Here is a 15,521-nt window from a genome sequence, read left to right as displayed (position 1 = left end):
CCACGGTACGGCGGGTCGGTGAAACGATCCGCCGCCCCGCCGGCGCGTGGACACCCGCCGTGCACGCCCTGCTGGCACACCTGGAGTCGGCGGGTTTCACCCGAGCCCCGCGCGCCCTCGGCACCGACGGCGGCGACGAGGTCGTCTCGCTGCTGCACGGCGAACCGGCTTACTCCCCTTGGCCGTCCGTCCTCCGCTCGACCGCCGGCGTCAGGGAACTGGGCACCTGGCTGCGCGAGTACCACGAAGCGGTCCGCGACTTCCGGCCCCCGGCCGACGCCCGCTGGCGGGGCCAGGAGGACGAGGAGTGGCGGCCCGGCCTGATCGTCCGCCACGGCGACCTCGGCCCCTGGAACTCCATCTGGCACGGCGACCGGCTGGCCGGCTTCATCGACTGGGACTTCGCGGCCCCCGGCCACGCCCTCGACGACCTCGCCCAGCTCGCCTGGTACGCCGTCCCCCTGCGCCCCGCCGAGAAGCAACGCAGGGAATCGATCACCGGAGACCACGCCCTCCGAAGCCGCCTCGACGCCCTCTGCGCCGCCTACGGCGCACGCCCGGCGGCGGTCCTGGACGCCCTGGACGCCGTCCAGTCCCGTGAGGCGGCGCGCATCGAACGGCTCGGCGGCCGGGGCCAGGAACCCTGGGCGACGTTCCTCGCCCGCGGCGACGCGGAGGAAATGAGAGCCGAACGGTCCTGGCTCCGCTCGAACCGCACCCTCCTCCTCGGCACTCCCGACGCCTGAACACCCCACCGCCCCCTCCGCCGGGAATTCCCGTGCGACCCGGCCGCCCGGCGTGATACCCCTCGCTTCCATGGGCGAACTTGTGACGGCGCGGCTCGTGCTGCATCCGATGACCATCGGCGACGCCGAGCGCGTCGTGGCGGGCGTGCCCGACGGCGATGCCCGCTGGGCGGCCGGATACCCGGACGAAGGCGACGTGTTCGCCGCCCGGCGGTTCCTGCGCACCTGCGCGGACACGGGCGATCCCGGCCCCTTCGGCACCTACGAGATCCGCCTCCGCGAGGACGGCACGGCGATCGGCGGCGCGGGCTTCCACGGACCCGCGGACGGGACGGGCACCGTCACCATCGGCTACGGCCTCGTCCCGTCGGCCCGGGGGAGCGGCTACGCCTCCGAAGCCCTCCGCGCACTCCTGCGGCTCGCCCGGGCACAGGGTGCCACCCGCGTCAAGGGCGACGCCGACCACGACAACATCGCCTCCCACCACGTCATGACGGCGGCCGGCATGCGGCCGGCCGGGCAGGACGAACCGGGCAGGACGAACGCGTCAGGTACTTCGAGACCACCTGGCCCAGCGGCACGACGACACCCCCCGACCCGCACCCCCGCCCACACGGCGGCTGACCGCCGCGGGAGGGCTCACTGCGCCCGAGCCCCTCGACCTCGGGCCCCGAGAAGCTCGCCACGACCTTTACGGACAGGCCCTCCCGGCGCCGGCACGGGCGCCGGGGCAGCTCAGCCCTTGCGGGTCAGCGGCTGCCCGGCGAAGCTCACCCCGGCCAGACCGTGGGCCATGAGGTTGCGGATGTTGCCGTGGTCGGAGCCCTCCGGCGTCGCCAGCACATCGCGGTAGTGCTCACCGAACGCGAGCAGCGCCTCCTGGTCGCTCAGCCCCTCCAGCAGGGCCAGTCCCAGCGTCTTGCAGGAGCCTTCGTTCTCACCCGCGCCGTTCTCGACCTCCCCGTTGCGGAACGCCTGCGGCTGGTACTCGTAGTGCGCCGCGACGAAGGCCAGCGTGTCGGCGAACTCGTGCTCACCGGACGCAAGGCTCGCCCGCAGCGAGTTCAGATCGGTCATGTTCGGTTCCCTCGGGGTTGGACGGACGACCGACCGCCGTCCGTGACCGGACGACAGTACCGCCCGCGGGGCCGTCAGGTAACGAACGGCATCTCCGCAGGTCACGATGTGAGACGGTGCGATCCGCCGAGCGCTGGGACCGGCCGGTTCCGGCCGGATGCGCGCCGTGACGGCGGCGGGCTCACGGCAGCGGCATTGTCAGTGCCGGGCAGCATGATGACCTTCATGACCGAAAACAGTGCCCTGCTGCTCTCTCCTGCCGCCTACGCCGAGGCCGTGACCACCGCCCTGGCGGCTTCGGCCGCGTACTACGGCGACGGCACCACCCCGCTCGGGGACGACGAGTACGACGCGCTCCTTCGCGCCATCGCGGCCTACGAGGAGGCGCACCCGGACGAGGCCCTCGCCGAATCGCCGACCGGGAAGGTGGCGGGCGGCGCCGTCCAGGGTGACGTGCCGCACTCGGTGCCGATGCTCTCCCTCGACAACGTCTTCGACGCCGACGAGCTCGCCGAGTGGGCCGCGGGGCTGGAACGGCGCCTCGGCCACCCGGTGGCAGGCTGGTGCGTGGAGCCCAAGCTCGACGGTCTCGCGGTGGCCGCCCGCTACCGGGGCGGGCGACTCGTCCAGCTCCTCACCCGCGGCGACGGACTGGCCGGCGAGGACATCACCCACGCCGCCGGCGCCGTCCTCGGTCTGCCACCGGTACTCACCGAGCCGGTCGACGTCGAACTGCGCGGCGAGGTGCTCCTGACGACCGCGCAGTTCGAGGAGGCCAACCGGATCCGGCTCGCCCACGAGGCCACGCCCTTCGCGCACCCGCGCAGCGGAGCGGCCGGCACCCTGCGGGCCAAGGACCGCCCCTACCGGATCGAGCTGACCTTCTTCGCCTACGGCGCGATCGGCCTGGACGAGGACCTCGGCCACCTCGCCCTGCTGGAGGAGCTGGCCGTGCTCGGCGCGAACACGGCCGCCACCACGGCCGCCGCCCCGACGCGGTGCGAGACCCTGGAGCAGGTGCGGGACAGGATCGACGCGATCGCCGGCCTGCGCGCGGACCTGCCGTTCGGGATCGACGGCGTCGTCGTCAAGGCCGACACGGCCGAGGACCAGCGGCAGGCGGGCAACGGCTCGCGCGCCCCCAGATGGGCGGTGGCCCGGAAACTGGCGGCCGAGCACAAGGTGACGCGCCTGCTGGCGGTGGAGTGGAACGTCGGCCGCACCGGGATCATCGCTCCGCGCGCGGTCCTGGAGCCCGTGGTCATCGACGGGGTGACGGTCACCTACGCCACGCTCCACAACCCGTCCGACATCGCCCGCCGCGGGCTGATGATCGGCGACCAGGTGTTCGTGTACCGGGCCGGGGACGTGATCCCCCGGGTCGAGGCACCGCTGGCCGACCAGCGCACCGGCGCCGAGAGCCCGGTCGTCTTCCCCGAGGCCTGCCCCCGGTGCGGGGACGCGATCGACACCTCCGAGCAGCGGTGGCGGTGCGTCCGGGGCCGCGGCTGCCAGGCCGTGGCCTCGGTCATCTACGCGGCCGGCCGCGACCAGCTCGACATCGAAGGTCTCGGCGGGACGCGCGCCGTGCAGCTGGTGGAGGCCGGTCTGGTCAAGGACATCGCCGACCTGTTCACCCTCACCCGGGAGCAGCTCCTCGGTCTGGAGCGGATGGGTGAGACCAGCGCCGCCAACCTCCTGGCCGCGATCGAGACGGCCCGAGGGGCCGCACTGAGCCGGGTCTTCTGCGCCCTCGGCGTCCGCGGCACCGGGCGCACCATGTCCCGCCGGATCGCCGCCCACTTCGGCTCCATGGCCGCGATCAGAGCCGCCGACACGGACACGCTGGCCGGGGTCGACGGCATCGGCACCGAGAAGGCCCGGGTCATCGCCGCCGAACTCGTCGAACTCGCCCCGCTCCTCGACAAGCTCCAGGCCCAGCAGGTCGGCGTCCAGGTCACCGAACCGCAGCACGAGCCGGTGCCCGGGACGGGCGACGGCGAGGCCCCCGAGGACGGCCCGGCGGGCGGCCCGCTGACCGGACAGGCCGTCGTGGTGACCGGCTCCATGACCGGCCCCCTCGCGGAGCTGTCCCGCAACGAGATGAACGAACTGATCGAACGGGCCGGCGGAAAGGCCTCCTCGTCCGTCTCCAAGCGCACCACCCTCCTGGTGGCGGGTGAGAAGGCCGGATCCAAGCGGGCCAAGGCCGAAGAACTGGGCATCCGCATCCTCGGCCCCGAGGAGTTCGCCGCCCTCGTAGCCGACCTCCTCCCCACCCCGTAGCCCTCACCGGCCGGCATGCGGATCGGGCTCCCGAGCGGTACGTTCGCAGGGACCCCTGCGCGGGATCCGCCCGATCGAGGAGCGCGAGCACGGTGATGCGCTCCGCCGTCCGGAGAGGACAGACCGATGAAGGGACGACTCGCCTTCGCCGCTCTCGCCGCGGCGGTGGTCGCCGTACTCCCCGCGGCCGCGCCGGCTCAGGCCGCCCCGGCCCAGCCCAGCGGGGACTGTGCGGCGCTCATCAGCCTCATCTCCGACCCGAACGTCTCCGTCCAGGAGAAGAAGCAGGCGGGCCGGGACTACGTGAACACCCACACCAGGGACGAGATCGACCAATGCCGCCGCAGCTACCAGGGCGGCATCCCGCAGTAGCCCGCGACCATACGAGGCCCGCGAAGCGCGGGGCGCCGTCCACGCAGCCGGCTCCCGCCCCCGGGCAGCCGGCAGTCACCGGGCGCTCCGCTCCGTGTCGCATCCCCGGACGCGGGCATGCGCGTCACATGACTCCGCATACGACAGTCCCGTGGGCCTGGGCCGCCCAGTCCGGTCCCGTCTGGATCCACCTGCTGGTGATGGCCTTCGCCGTCCTCGTCCTGGTGACCACCCTGATCCGGCACAGGTAGGCCGGCCATGCTGTTCCTGGCACTGCTCGTCCCGCCCCTGCTGATGTGCGCCGCCCTGGGGCTCGCCCGCTACGAGGAGTACGTGCTCGGGCCCCCGGCTGCGGGCGCGGGGCGTTCGGCACGGGGTTCACCCGAGGCCTCCCTCGCCGCCCCGGGCAGAGGTCACCCGCCAGGGAGCGAAGGCGCTCGCATTGCGCGGCAGGGAACCGGCCAGTTCGGGGCAGTGCCGCAGCACCACGCTGGTCATGCCGTTGCGTTCGATCCAGTCCATACCCAGCGGCGTGTACACCTCGGGCCTGAAGTCGACGGTGAGGAAGCGGTCGCTCTGGAGGCGCCGGGTCGCCATCAGGATGAAGATGCGGAAGGCCGTGTCGCTGAAGCCGAAGCCGTGCGGCGGGTTCTCGGCGAAGAGCCCCACCATGGTGTCGATGTGATCGACCTCCCGGTAGACCTCCTTGAGGCGCGCGACCGTCTCCGGATCGGAGGACACGTCCTCGAACCGCCGCAGCCGCGGCTTGTGCAGGCCGGCCCGGAAGTCGTTGTACCGGGGGACCCCACGCCGCCGGGTCCGCACCAGGTCGACCACGGACAGGTCGATGATCTCGCCGTCCCGCTCGAACGCCTGGAGTGCCCGCGGATAGTTGTGCAGGGTGATCGCACCGGGATGGGCCGTGCCGAGCGAGTACAGGGAGTTGGCCAGACCGGTCTTGCGCATCACCGCTTCCGTGGCGGAGCCCTGGACCTCGTTGAACCCGAGGGTGTCCAGACGCCGGCCGAGACGGTGGTCCACGATCTCGAAGTCGTCGGGGAGCAGCGGGTGCATGCGGTAGACGGTGACGAAGTCCTCGGTGAGGGAGTACGGCGCGCCATGGTGGTCCGGCAGGGTCTTGGGGATGCCGGTCAGTGCATGCGACTCGAAGAGCCACAGGCCCAGCTGGTCGAGCCACTTGTTCGGCGGACCCTGCCAGTTGGTCTTCAGCCCGATGTCGATCACTTCGGTGGCGAGGATCGCGGGAGTCCACTCCACGGTGTGGATCTTCGCGATCAGCGCCGAGACGACCAGACGCGCCGTCTGGTAGACGCGTTCCTCGTCCAGGCGCGGGTATTCGCGCCGCAACGCCTCGCACACGGCATTGTGCTCGCGGGCGAAGAGGGTCTGCATCGCGCTGAGGCCGAACCACCAGCTCTCCGCGAACCCGGTGAGCGGGAGGCCGTCCGGGCCGACCGGGAGGAACCCGTCGTCCAGCCGCAGGGTGGCCCCGCCATCCGGTTCGCGCAGCGACATGCCGGTCGCCTTGTCGCCGCCGTAGACCTCCGAACCGTCCCACCAGTGGGACGCGGCGTTGGCGAAGAGCCTGGGCGGCCCCTTGCCGTCGGCCGGCTGCAGCCCTTCGTTCTCGGCGAAGCGCATCACCTTCTCGACGGGTCCGCCCGGCGTGTTCCGCCACGTGACGTCGGGCGGGAGCGGTACCTCGACGCTCCTCGTACCGGCCGGGTAGCGCTTGTGGTTGACCCAGTCGTGCACCTGGAACTGGATCCAGGCGGCGGCCAGGATGTTGAGCGAGCGCGCCGGGAGGAAGGCGTCGCGGTGCAGCAGTTCCCTGCTGACCGTCACCGGGTTGGGTACGTCGAACAGGTCCGGCCGGTAGACCGGGGGGAGGTTGCGGCCGAAGGCGGCCCCGACGGCGCCCATCTTCGGCGCGGACAGGTCGTTGTAGGTGCCGTCGTAGCTCCGCGCGACCCGCATGCTCTCGTCGATGGCCTCGGGCACGGGCTGCGTCCTGGGCGGAGCCTCGTGCGGGTCGGTGTCGATCAGGTTGGACCGCCGCAGCTGCTGCCGCAGGGCCACGAGGTTCAGCAGGCCGAGCGGCACGGGCAGCCGGTGCCAGGGGACGAACCGGTTGAGGCCCCGGAAGGCGCCGCGCAGCGGCACGCCCAGTACGGCGTTGCGCCGGGGCTGGACATTGGCGAACCGCTCGCCCAGCCGGTGGGCGCTGCTGGCCTCGTAGGCGACCTTGCGGGCGCGGTTGAGGTTTCCGAGGGGGCGGAACGCCTCGGTGCTGTTCCACGGGTTGAAGGCGAGCTGCTCGACCCGTGCGGCCGCGGCCCGGGCCTCGGCGGAGTCGATGTCCTGGCGCGGGATGGTGAGGGTGGCCACCCGGACGGGAGGGGTGTCCTGCTCCTTCCATTCGGCCGCGCCGTCCTCGACGGACGTGCGGCGGGCGTCGACGTAGCGCTGGACGTACAGCTCGAAGACGACGTCCGCCTTCTTCAGCCTTTCCGCGAGCTCGTGGTGCAGGTGGTCGGGGCGTCCCCGGCCGGGCGCAGCTGGTACCGCACCGGTCCCGCGTCGCCCCACAGGATGGCGCCGCGGCTCCAGTACGTCTCCAGAGCCAGGCTGCGCACGGTGTGGCGCGTACCGGCACGCACGTTGTGCCGCATACGGGCGGCGGTGGACCACCCGACCGTCAGCGGGAGGGTGACGAACAGCGCGAACGCCTTGCGCGGAGTGGTGTCCGCGCCCGCCATCGCCTTCGCGAACTCGACGAACTCGCGCGCGTCGCGTGCGTGCGAGACCGGATAGCTGGTCATGAGCAGGTCGTGCGTCTCGTCCGGGCCGGCCGCGACGCGCAAGGCGGCCCCGCGCAGATCGGGGGCGTCGTCGGGCCGCCGCGCGCCGTTCGCGTTCGAGAGCCGTACGGTCACGGGATACTCGGCTCTAGGACTCGCGAAGCCGGTCCGCAGGTCCGGCGGCAGGTCGTCGCCGAACCTCAGGCGCGCGTTCTCCACGCCGAGGATCCCCTTGGCGTGGAACGCCCGCGCGATGTCGGCGGCGCCGCTGCGCTTCCTGGACTTGACCTGGACCCGCATGAGGTCGCGGGCAAGCCGCTCGAAATGGCGCCGTTCCACATCGGGGTGCCCGCCCACGTAGCGCTCGTACCGGCTGATCTCGTCCATGTGTGCCTCTTCGCCAAGGCGTCGCCCGTCGGCCGGAAGCGAAGCTGGGGGCCGTACCGGGGCGGCGCTGCGCGGCTGCCCGCGACTGCAGACCGAGCCTGCGGGCACCTCCGTTACACACGGCAACCCTGACGCACCGATGCGGCGGCGGCGCGCGGAACGGCGCAGACGGGTGGCACCGGGCCCGAGCCCGGGCCCCGCAGCCCCGGGCGGCCACCGGCAGGGGAACTCCCCGTGCGGAAGCGGGATGCACCACCCCATGGCAAGCTGGATTGCGGAATCCGACCAGCGGCAGGGAATTCGAATATTCGTGCATGCGTGAGGGGGCGTGAACGAGCGAGCCGAGGGAAGGGCCATGAGAGTGTACGAAGCCCTGGTCAAGGGGCTGGAGGGACTCGGGGTACGGGCCGCGTTCGGCGGCGCCGGGGAGAACGCCGCCGGCCTGATGCTGGCGCTCAAGCATTCACGGCAGATCCGGCCGGTCATCACCCGGCACGAGCAGGCCGCCTCCTTCATGGCCTGCGGATACGCGATGTACACCAACGAACTGGGCTTCTGCTTCGCGACGGCCGGCCCGGGAGCCTTCAACCTGTTCTCCGGTCTGGCCGTGGCGATGTCCGACTCCTACCCGGTGCTGGCCGTGTCGGGGTACGCGTCGAGAGCGTGGCAGGGATGGGGCTCGCTCAACGAGACCTCGGGCCTGAACAGGACGCCCGACTCGCGGGCCATGTTCGCGGCCACGACGAAGAAGTCCTTCCTGCTCACCGATGCCGCGGACACCTGCGACGTGCTGGAGGAAGCGGTCCACATCGCGTTCGAGGGAAGGCCCGGACCGGTCCACATCCATGTCCCCGAGGACCTCACCCACCGCGGCGTCGAGGTCACGGACTTCCGCCCCGTCCGGCTGCACGTCCAGCCCGTCACCCCCGATCCGGCACGCGTCGAGGACATCGCATCGATGCTGGCCGAGGCCCTCGCACAGCGGAAGCGGATCGTGGCCCTCGTCGGCTTCGGCGCGATCCGCAGCGGGGCGGGAGCGGAGGTCCGACGGCTGATCGAACGGTTCCGCATCCCCCTGCTCACCACGCTCGACGGCAAGGGCATCGTGTCGGAGGGACACCCCCTGGCGGTGGGCGTCTTCGCCGACAGCGGCCACTCCAGCGCGTGGAAGGCCTTCCGGGAGGCCGATGTCGTGCTGTGCATCGGCAATTCCCTGAACCAGCACGCCACGTTCAACTACCGCGAAGACCTCTTCGCGGGCAAGGTGCTCGTCCATGTGAACATCTCCGAGGCCGAGTTCCACAAGGCCTACAAGCCGGACTACCCCCTGCACTCGGACGCCCGCCTGGCGGTGGCGGCCCTCAACGAGGCACTGGACAAGAAGGTGGGCGAGGTCCCCGCCCCCGACGTGACGGGTCGCGACTACGGGTCCCGCCCCGAAGTGCACCAGACCGGAAAGATCCATCCGGGGGCACTGGCCCGGTCGATCGGACGGCTGCTGCCCCCGAAGGGCATCCTGCTCGCCGACGCCGGAGCACACCTCGCCTGGCTCGGCTACTACGTGGAACTGAAGGAGGGACAGAACTTCCGCAAGGCCGGTTCGTTCGGCCCGATGGCGGGCCACGTCAACGGCGCCATCGGCCTGAAGCTCGCGCACCCTGAACGGACCGTCGTCGTCGGCTGCGGCGACGGGTGCTACTCGCTGTCCGGATTCGAGCTGATGACGGCCGTCCAGTACGAGATCCCCGTCATCTGGATCATCTTCGACGACGAGGAATTCAAGCTGATCAAACTCTTCCAGCTGACCGCCTACGGAGAGACGGCGCTCGTCGAGTTCCAGAACCCCGACTTCGCCGCGTACGCGCGGGCATGCGGCGCCGACGGCTACCGCGTCGACACGCTCGACGCGTTCGAACAGGCCTTCCGCGCGGCGCTGGCCTCCGGCCGGCCCACCCTCATCGACGCCCGGATCACGCGCTGGGCCGTTCCCCACTACAGCCCGTCCCCCGACGGCGTCCTCGCAGGACTCGACGCGGAGATGGTCGAAGCCCGCCTCCGCGACTGACACCCGCCAGGGCCACCGGCGTGGCGTGCCATGGACGCCGGGGCCGGGACCGGCAGCAGGCGCGCCCCGAAGGGACCGAGGTATGAACGACCCGCTGAACACCCTCAGCCGTGCCGGGTTCGAAGCCCTGATGAACCGGCCCCTGCTCACCTCGATCTGGCACCGCCGCACCCATCGCGTCAGCCGGGGCAGCTCCGTGGAAGCCGGGTCGATGAGCTGGGCCTCCAGCGAACCGCGGACCCCGCTCACCGAACTCGAAGAGGCCGTCCTGATCGCCATGACGGGGTGCTCCGGCCTCACCATGCCGGACCGGCCCTTCGCCGACCCGCGCGACGGCAAACCCATCATGGCCAAACCCAACCTCAACATGCCGGGCAGGACCGCGGGCAGCCCCGACAACGCCCAGGGCACCCATTTCTTCCTGATCAACGACACCGGAACCTACTTCCTGCGCAAACTGCCCCCTCCCGCCGACGGCTCGACGCCGGAGTTCGACCCCGAGACCCTGTGCGCCCGCGCGGCCGAGGCGAAGGTACGGCTGCTCGACCACCGGCTCGACGTACCGGAAGGCAAGCGGGACTTCCCCGCCTACCTCGACTCCAACCGCTTCCTGTCGAACCTGCCCGGCACCACGGTCCTCCTTCCCGTGGTGGACCTGACACGGCAGTACATCAACGGGCTGATGTACCTGCTGACCCAGCCCGAGGGGGCACGCCCGCTGATCGTCGACGACCGGAACCTCTACCGCCCCGCCGGCGTGCGGAAATGGGTGAAGTCGGGATTCCTCAACGAGGACATCAAGCTGCCGCTGGGCGCCATCTGGGCCATGCGCACACAGATCGAGGCCGACCTGCTGCTCCAGAACCTCATGCTCACCGCCGACGCCATGGGTCTGGGGGCCTGGATCCACGCGTCGCTCGCCCCGCCGATCGCGCTGGGCGACCCGAAGTTCCGCGCCGACTACGGCCCCATGCTCGGCTTCGACTGGACCGTCCCGCGGTGGAGACCGGCGGACGTCCTGCGCTGGCACGTGCCGCTGCCCCGCTACTCGAACCTGCGCGCGGCCCCCGTCGCCCTGCGCCACGACGGCGAGTACCTCATCAAGGCGATGTGCCCGCCCAACTACCCCAGCATGGCCGACGCGGTCGACGCCGTCGTGGCGGGCAAGTTCGGACCGAAGGGCATCTACTCCGACGAGGGCCTGTTCGCCCGCATCTACCGCGGGGACTTCGGCAGCCAGTACCTCCACCAGGCCAGTGACTACTCCGCCGACGTCATCGCCTGCACCCGGGACATCTGCACCTACATCCACGAGACCCACGGACGCTTTCCCGCGCACTGCGACACCATCCACGTGCCGGGCGTGTGGCTCCAGACCCACCACGTCGAGAACGGCTACTACGAACGCTTCTTCCGCGACGGACTGACCGGGGCCCACCGCACCCACGACCAGAACTGGCACGGGGCAGACGCGCACTGACCCGCCCCCGGTGGGGCCGAGCGGGTCCTGTTCCGTCACGCGCACCGCCCGCAACGGCACCCAGCGCATCCGGGCAGCTACTCTGCGTGCATGCCGAATGCTCAGGCGCAGCTGAAGCTGCGAGAGGTTCCGGGCTGGGCGGTGGGGTTGTGCCTGTTCGCGCTCGCCGTCGGTCTCTCGATGGTCCTCTGGTACGGGGCGGCTGCGCCGTTCGGCGCCAGGCCGCCGGGGGACGGGGAACTCCTGCTGCAGTTCGCGGCGACCGCCGACGGGGCCCGGACCATCGTGAAGGCCGGAGGCGGAGCCGAGCTCTTCCAGGAAGGGCTGGTGCTGGACTGGTGCTGGTTCATCCCCGGGTACGCGGCGGCCCTCGCCGGGACGTTCGGACTGGGCCATCTGCTCCTCTACCGGAAGGCCACGCGCCTGTGGGCCCTGCGGGCCCTCTTCCTCACCCCCGTGGCGGTGGCGGCCGACTGCGTGGAGAACGTCTTCCTCTGGAAGGCCCTGGACCGGATCAAGGCCGACCCGAACGGCCCCCTACCGCCCCTGGCCCGTGTGCTGCGCGGCGGCCCGGAGCAGCACCTGGAGCGGAACCTGCAGTGGGCGAGCCAGTTCGCCCAGCTGAAATGGGCACTCGTCATTCCGCTGGTGGCGGCGGCCGCCCTGACCGTCGTCACCCTCTGCTCCCGCCGCCTGCTGGCCCCCGCCATGGTGAGGACCACGAGCAAGGACCGCACCCGACCCGTCGTGGCGTACGCGGATCATCCCGCCGCGGCCGGTGGGGAACTGCCGGACCTGATCCTTCCGCCCGCCGCCCCCCACGACTGGGAACCCCTCTCCGAATGGACCGCTCCCGACCCGGCGAGGCCACGCCTGGCCGAGGACCCGAAGCACACCGCGTCGGCCCACTGGCGCAACCGCCGGTACCAGCCGCCCTCGCGGAAGCCCGGGGAACTCGGCTTCTGCGTCTCCGGCGGCGGCATCCGGTCGGCGTCGGTCGCCCTCGGCGCCCTGCAGGCGCTGCGCGCGGAACTGCTCGAGGCGGACTACCTGGTGTCGGTCTCAGGGGGCGGGTACACCGCCGGAGCCCTCCAACTGGCCCTGACGGACGCCCGGTTCGAGGACGCGCAGGGGAACCCCACGGTGCGGCGGCCCGGACTCGCACAGCCCGCGGACGCGTTCGCGCCGGGCAGCCCGGAGGAGGACCACATCCGCCGGCACGCGAAGTACCTGGCGGACGCCCCCAAGGAGAGGCTGCACGCCGCCGGCGCCGTGCTGCGGGGGATGGCCGTTTCCTTCGGCATGCTGGCCCTCCTCTTCACCGTGGTGGGCCAGCTCCTGAACGCCTTCTACTCGCGGCTCCCGCTGACCGACCTCCACCGCTTCGTTCCGCGGCCCAAGGTGTTCGTACCGACCTGCCAGAACCCGGCGCTCCCGGTGTGCCCCGGGCCGCCGGAGACCTTCCTGCCGCCCTTCCACCTGTACCCGAACGCCTGGCAGCCCGTCGTCGCCCTGCTCGGCCTGGCCGGCCTGGTGTCGGTGGCCTTCGCCTTCGGCGGAGCCTGGACCAAGGAGTCCCGCCCCGCCTGGATGCGCAGCATCGTGAAGGCGATCGTGGCGATGGCCCTGGTGGTCGCCGTCCTCTCCATCGTCCTCCCGGCGCTGATCTGGTTCTTCGCCTGGCTCGCCCACGAACAGGGAGTGGTGTACGGCGACGGCAGGGGCCTGTCGGTGCTGGCCGCGCTCACCGCGGCGGCGACCGCGGTCGGAACCTGGTTCACCGTCGTGCACAAGACGGTGAAGCAGCTGACGCCCGGAGGCGAGGCCACCGGTCCGTTCCGCAAGGGCGGTCCCTCCCTCGTCGTCCAGGTCGGCGGCGGCTGGGTGAAGGCCCTGGTGTGCTGGCTGGTGCTGCTCCTGGTCGCGTTCTTCTACCTCGCCCTCATGACCTGGACGGCCGTCTACGCCGGCACGTGGAGCATCTGGTGGAAGGCCGGGATCCCGATCGCCCTGGTCGTGCTCTCGCTCGTGATCGACCAGACCACCTTCAGCCTGCACCCCTTCTACCGCCAGCGGCTGGCGAGCGCCTTCGCCGTCCGCCGCGCGGTGCTCAAGGGCGGCTCGGTGGGGGCCCTGCCGTACGACTACAACCACGAGCCCACCCCGCTGCACCCCTACGCGGAGCGGGTGGACGGCTTCCCCCAGGTCATCTTCGCCGCCTCGGCCGCCGTCTCGCTGCGCAACCGCACCGCGCCCGGCCGCCCGGCCGTGCCCTTCACCTTCGCCTCCGACTACTGCGGCGGCCCCGACACCGGCTGGGTCCGCACCGACACCCTGCAGAAGACCGCCCCGGAGCTGATCGGGCGCGACCTGACCGTGCAGTCCGCCGTCGCCGTGTCAGGAGCGGCCTTCGCCTCGGCAATGGGCTCCCAGACGATGTTCATGGAACGGCTGCTCGCCCTGTCCAACGTTCGGCTGGGCACCTGGGTTCCGAACCCCCTCTACATCGCGGAACTGGCGAAGTACGGGCCCGACCGGATCATGCCGCGGCTGCCCCGGGTACGGCGGCTGCGGTACCAGCTCCAGGAACTGGTGGGCTGGTTCCCGGACACCACGCCCCTGCTGCTGTGCACCGACGGCGGGCACTTCGACAACCTCGGCCTGGTCGAGATGCTGCGGCTCCGCTGCCGGACCGTCTACGTCATCGACGCCACCGGGGACACCCCGCCCCTGGCCACCACCCTCGCGCAGGCGGTGACGCTCGCCTACGAGGAGCTCGGGGTGAAGATCACGTTCAACAGGGAGGAGGGCCGCAACCTGCTGGACCTGGTACCCGGCAGCGGGAAACCCCTCTCGCCCGAGACACCGATGGCCGCCCTGAACACCCGCTTCTCCGCCACCTGCGTGGTGCGCGGCACGATCGAGTACCCGGAGGAGATCGAGTTCTCCCCGGGCACCCCGAGGACCACGAAGGGAACGATCATCTTCGTGAAGGCCACCCTCACCCCCGACATGCCGGAGGACCTGCTGAGCTACGCCCTCCGCGAGCCGGCCTTCCCCCGCCAGGCCACCTTCGACCAGTGGTTCGACCACGCCCAGTTCGACGCCTACCGCGCGCTCGGCCACCACCTCGGCACCAAGGCCAAGGAGCTCCGCACCGACACCCGTTAGCCCGGCCGTCTCAACCGCGGTAGGCCGCCACGGCGATCCGGACGAACGCTCTCACCAGCGGGTTCGCATCCCCCTGCTTCCAGGCCACCACCACGGCGCTCGGGGCCATGTCGGTGACCGGCACCAGGGCCAGTCCCTCGGGCGGGGCGTGGCCGAGCGGGGCGATGCCGACGGTCCCGTTCCACCGTACGGCCTGAACGCACTCCTGCACCGCATGTACGACGGGCCCCTCGCGGGGTTCGCCGCCGTTCCAGTAGGCCTGCCAGAGCGGATCGGTGCCCGGGGGGAACCGGAACCAGCGCCGGCCGGCCAGATCGGCCAGCTCCAGGGCGTCCCGCCCCGCCAGCGGGTCGTCCGCGCGCAGCACCGCCCCCACCGGATCGGCGCGCAGCTCACGCACCGTCAGGCCACCGAGCTCGAACGGCCCGCGGGTCAGGGCCACATCGACCAGCCCGGCCCGCAGCCCGCACGTCGGATCCGCCAGGCCGGTCTCGCGGACCCGCACCTCCACACCCGGATGGCGCCGCCGGTACGCCGCCGCCAGACGGTGGGCCCCCGGGTCGGCCTGATCGGTCAGCATCCCCACCGTGAGGGTCCCGGCGCCGGCCGCGGCGGCCACCCGCACCCGCGCCCGCTCCACCCGCTCCAGCAGCGCGCGCGCCTCGTCCAGCAGCACCGCCCCGGCCGGCGTGAGGACCACGCCCGAAGCCGAACGGACCAGCAGCACCGCCCCGACGTCCCGTTCGAGCCGCTGGACCGCCCGGCTCAGCGGCGGCTGGCTGATGTGCAGCCGGGCCGCGGCCCGCCCGAAGTGGAGCTCCTCGGCGACGGCGACGAAATAGCGCAGCGTTCTCAGCTCCATGACCGGCAACGATACCCAGACGGTATCGGGACTCCCCAGACGGTATTGGACGCAGCACGAACCCCCGAGCTGCAATCAGGACATGACCGACCACACGCCCGACCAAGCCCCGACCGGCCCATCACCGACGGGGCACCCCGGCGCCCACCCCGCCGTGTCCGTCGTCCTCCCGGGCCAGGGTGAGACGATCGCCCTGGGCACCACACGGATGCGCGTCCTGGAGGACGGCACCACCACCGGCCACCGCATCGGA

9 protein-coding genes and 2 pseudogenes are annotated in these 15,521 nt (G+C 71.8%); 8 read left to right on the top strand and 3 right to left on the bottom strand.

Annotated features, from left to right (window positions below):
• Both VR44_RS10665 and VR44_RS44920 read left to right on the top strand, forming a co-directional pair.
• On the top strand, positions 1 to 746 hold a 746-nt coding region (locus tag VR44_RS10665), incomplete at its 5' end, for a phosphotransferase (RefSeq protein WP_045947186.1).
• A 70-nt stretch (positions 747 to 816) separates the two neighbouring features.
• Positions 817 to 1,370: pseudogene (locus VR44_RS44920) on the top strand (GNAT family N-acetyltransferase).
• Between the two features lie 111 nt (positions 1,371 to 1,481).
• Here the strand turns inward: VR44_RS44920 and VR44_RS10660 are convergent.
• Positions 1,482 to 1,823, bottom strand: a complete 342-nt coding sequence (locus tag VR44_RS10660) for a HopJ type III effector protein (protein ID WP_045947183.1) — start codon at positions 1,821 to 1,823, stop codon at positions 1,482 to 1,484.
• Between the two features lie 216 nt (positions 1,824 to 2,039).
• Here VR44_RS10660 and ligA point away from each other — a divergent pair, with 216 nt between their 5' ends.
• The 3 genes from ligA (at position 2,040) to VR44_RS48380 (ending at position 4,732) form a co-directional block, all read left to right on the top strand.
• Entirely contained in the window at positions 2,040 to 4,109 is a 2,070-nt protein-coding gene (gene ligA, locus VR44_RS10655; protein WP_045947185.1) for an NAD-dependent DNA ligase LigA, read from the top strand.
• 126 nt (positions 4,110 to 4,235) lie between these two features.
• Positions 4,236 to 4,481, top strand: a complete 246-nt coding sequence (locus VR44_RS10650; protein ID WP_045947182.1) for a hypothetical protein — start codon at positions 4,236 to 4,238, stop codon at positions 4,479 to 4,481.
• A gap of 128 nt (positions 4,482 to 4,609) precedes the next feature.
• Complete coding sequence (locus VR44_RS48380) at positions 4,610 to 4,732, top strand: hypothetical protein (protein ID WP_281187131.1); 123 nt, start codon at positions 4,610 to 4,612, stop codon at positions 4,730 to 4,732.
• Positions 4,733 to 4,859: 127 nt separating this feature from the next.
• On the opposite strand, the pseudogene VR44_RS10645 reads toward VR44_RS48380, so the two are convergent.
• Positions 4,860 to 7,690, bottom strand: a pseudogene (locus tag VR44_RS10645) (peroxidase family protein).
• A 355-nt stretch (positions 7,691 to 8,045) separates the two neighbouring features.
• Here VR44_RS10645 and VR44_RS10640 point away from each other — a divergent pair.
• The 3 genes from VR44_RS10640 (at position 8,046) to VR44_RS46365 (ending at position 14,406) form a co-directional block, all read left to right on the top strand.
• Positions 8,046 to 9,755, top strand: coding sequence for a thiamine pyrophosphate-binding protein (locus VR44_RS10640; protein ID WP_045947181.1), 1,710 nt, complete (start codon positions 8,046 to 8,048; stop codon positions 9,753 to 9,755).
• Positions 9,756 to 9,837: 82 nt separating this feature from the next.
• Positions 9,838 to 11,235 carry a hypothetical protein gene (locus VR44_RS10635; protein ID WP_045947180.1) on the top strand — a complete coding sequence of 466 codons (1,398 nt, stop codon included), beginning with the start codon at positions 9,838 to 9,840 and terminating at the stop codon, positions 11,233 to 11,235.
• 90 nt (positions 11,236 to 11,325) lie between these two features.
• Positions 11,326 to 14,406 carry a patatin-like phospholipase family protein gene (locus VR44_RS46365; RefSeq protein ID WP_211275050.1) on the top strand — a complete coding sequence of 1,027 codons (3,081 nt, stop codon included), beginning with the start codon at positions 11,326 to 11,328 and terminating at the stop codon, positions 14,404 to 14,406.
• Positions 14,407 to 14,416: 10 nt separating this feature from the next.
• Here the strand turns inward: VR44_RS46365 and VR44_RS10625 are convergent, their stop codons facing one another.
• A complete protein-coding gene (locus tag VR44_RS10625; protein ID WP_045947179.1) occupies positions 14,417 to 15,268 on the bottom strand; it encodes a LysR family transcriptional regulator in 852 nt (283 codons plus the stop codon).
• Positions 15,269 to 15,521: the final 253 nt, after the last annotated feature.

Source organism: Streptomyces katrae (assembly GCF_000966975.1).
GTDB classification, from domain to species: Bacteria; Actinomycetota; Actinomycetes; order Streptomycetales; family Streptomycetaceae; genus Streptomyces; species Streptomyces katrae.
This window is presented reverse-complemented; position numbering and strand designations above follow the sequence as displayed.

Bases quoted from the DNA above. Each gene is read 5' to 3' on its own strand.
- ligA (WP_045947185.1), top strand. From the start codon at position 2,040: ATGACCTTCATGACCGAAAACAGTGCCCTGCTGCTCTCTCCTGCCGCC.
- VR44_RS10635 (WP_045947180.1), top strand. From the start codon at position 9,838: ATGAACGACCCGCTGAACACCCTCAGCCGTGCCGGGTTCGAAGCCCTG.
- VR44_RS10625 (WP_045947179.1), bottom strand. From the start codon at position 15,268: ATGGAGCTGAGAACGCTGCGCTATTTCGTCGCCGTCGCCGAGGAGCTC.
- VR44_RS10660 (WP_045947183.1), bottom strand. From the start codon at position 1,823: ATGACCGATCTGAACTCGCTGCGGGCGAGCCTTGCGTCCGGTGAGCAC.
- VR44_RS46365 (WP_211275050.1), top strand. From the start codon at position 11,326: ATGCCGAATGCTCAGGCGCAGCTGAAGCTGCGAGAGGTTCCGGGCTGG.
- VR44_RS10640 (WP_045947181.1), top strand. From the start codon at position 8,046: ATGAGAGTGTACGAAGCCCTGGTCAAGGGGCTGGAGGGACTCGGGGTA.
- VR44_RS10650 (WP_045947182.1), top strand. From the start codon at position 4,236: ATGAAGGGACGACTCGCCTTCGCCGCTCTCGCCGCGGCGGTGGTCGCC.
- VR44_RS48380 (WP_281187131.1), top strand. From the start codon at position 4,610: ATGACTCCGCATACGACAGTCCCGTGGGCCTGGGCCGCCCAGTCCGGT.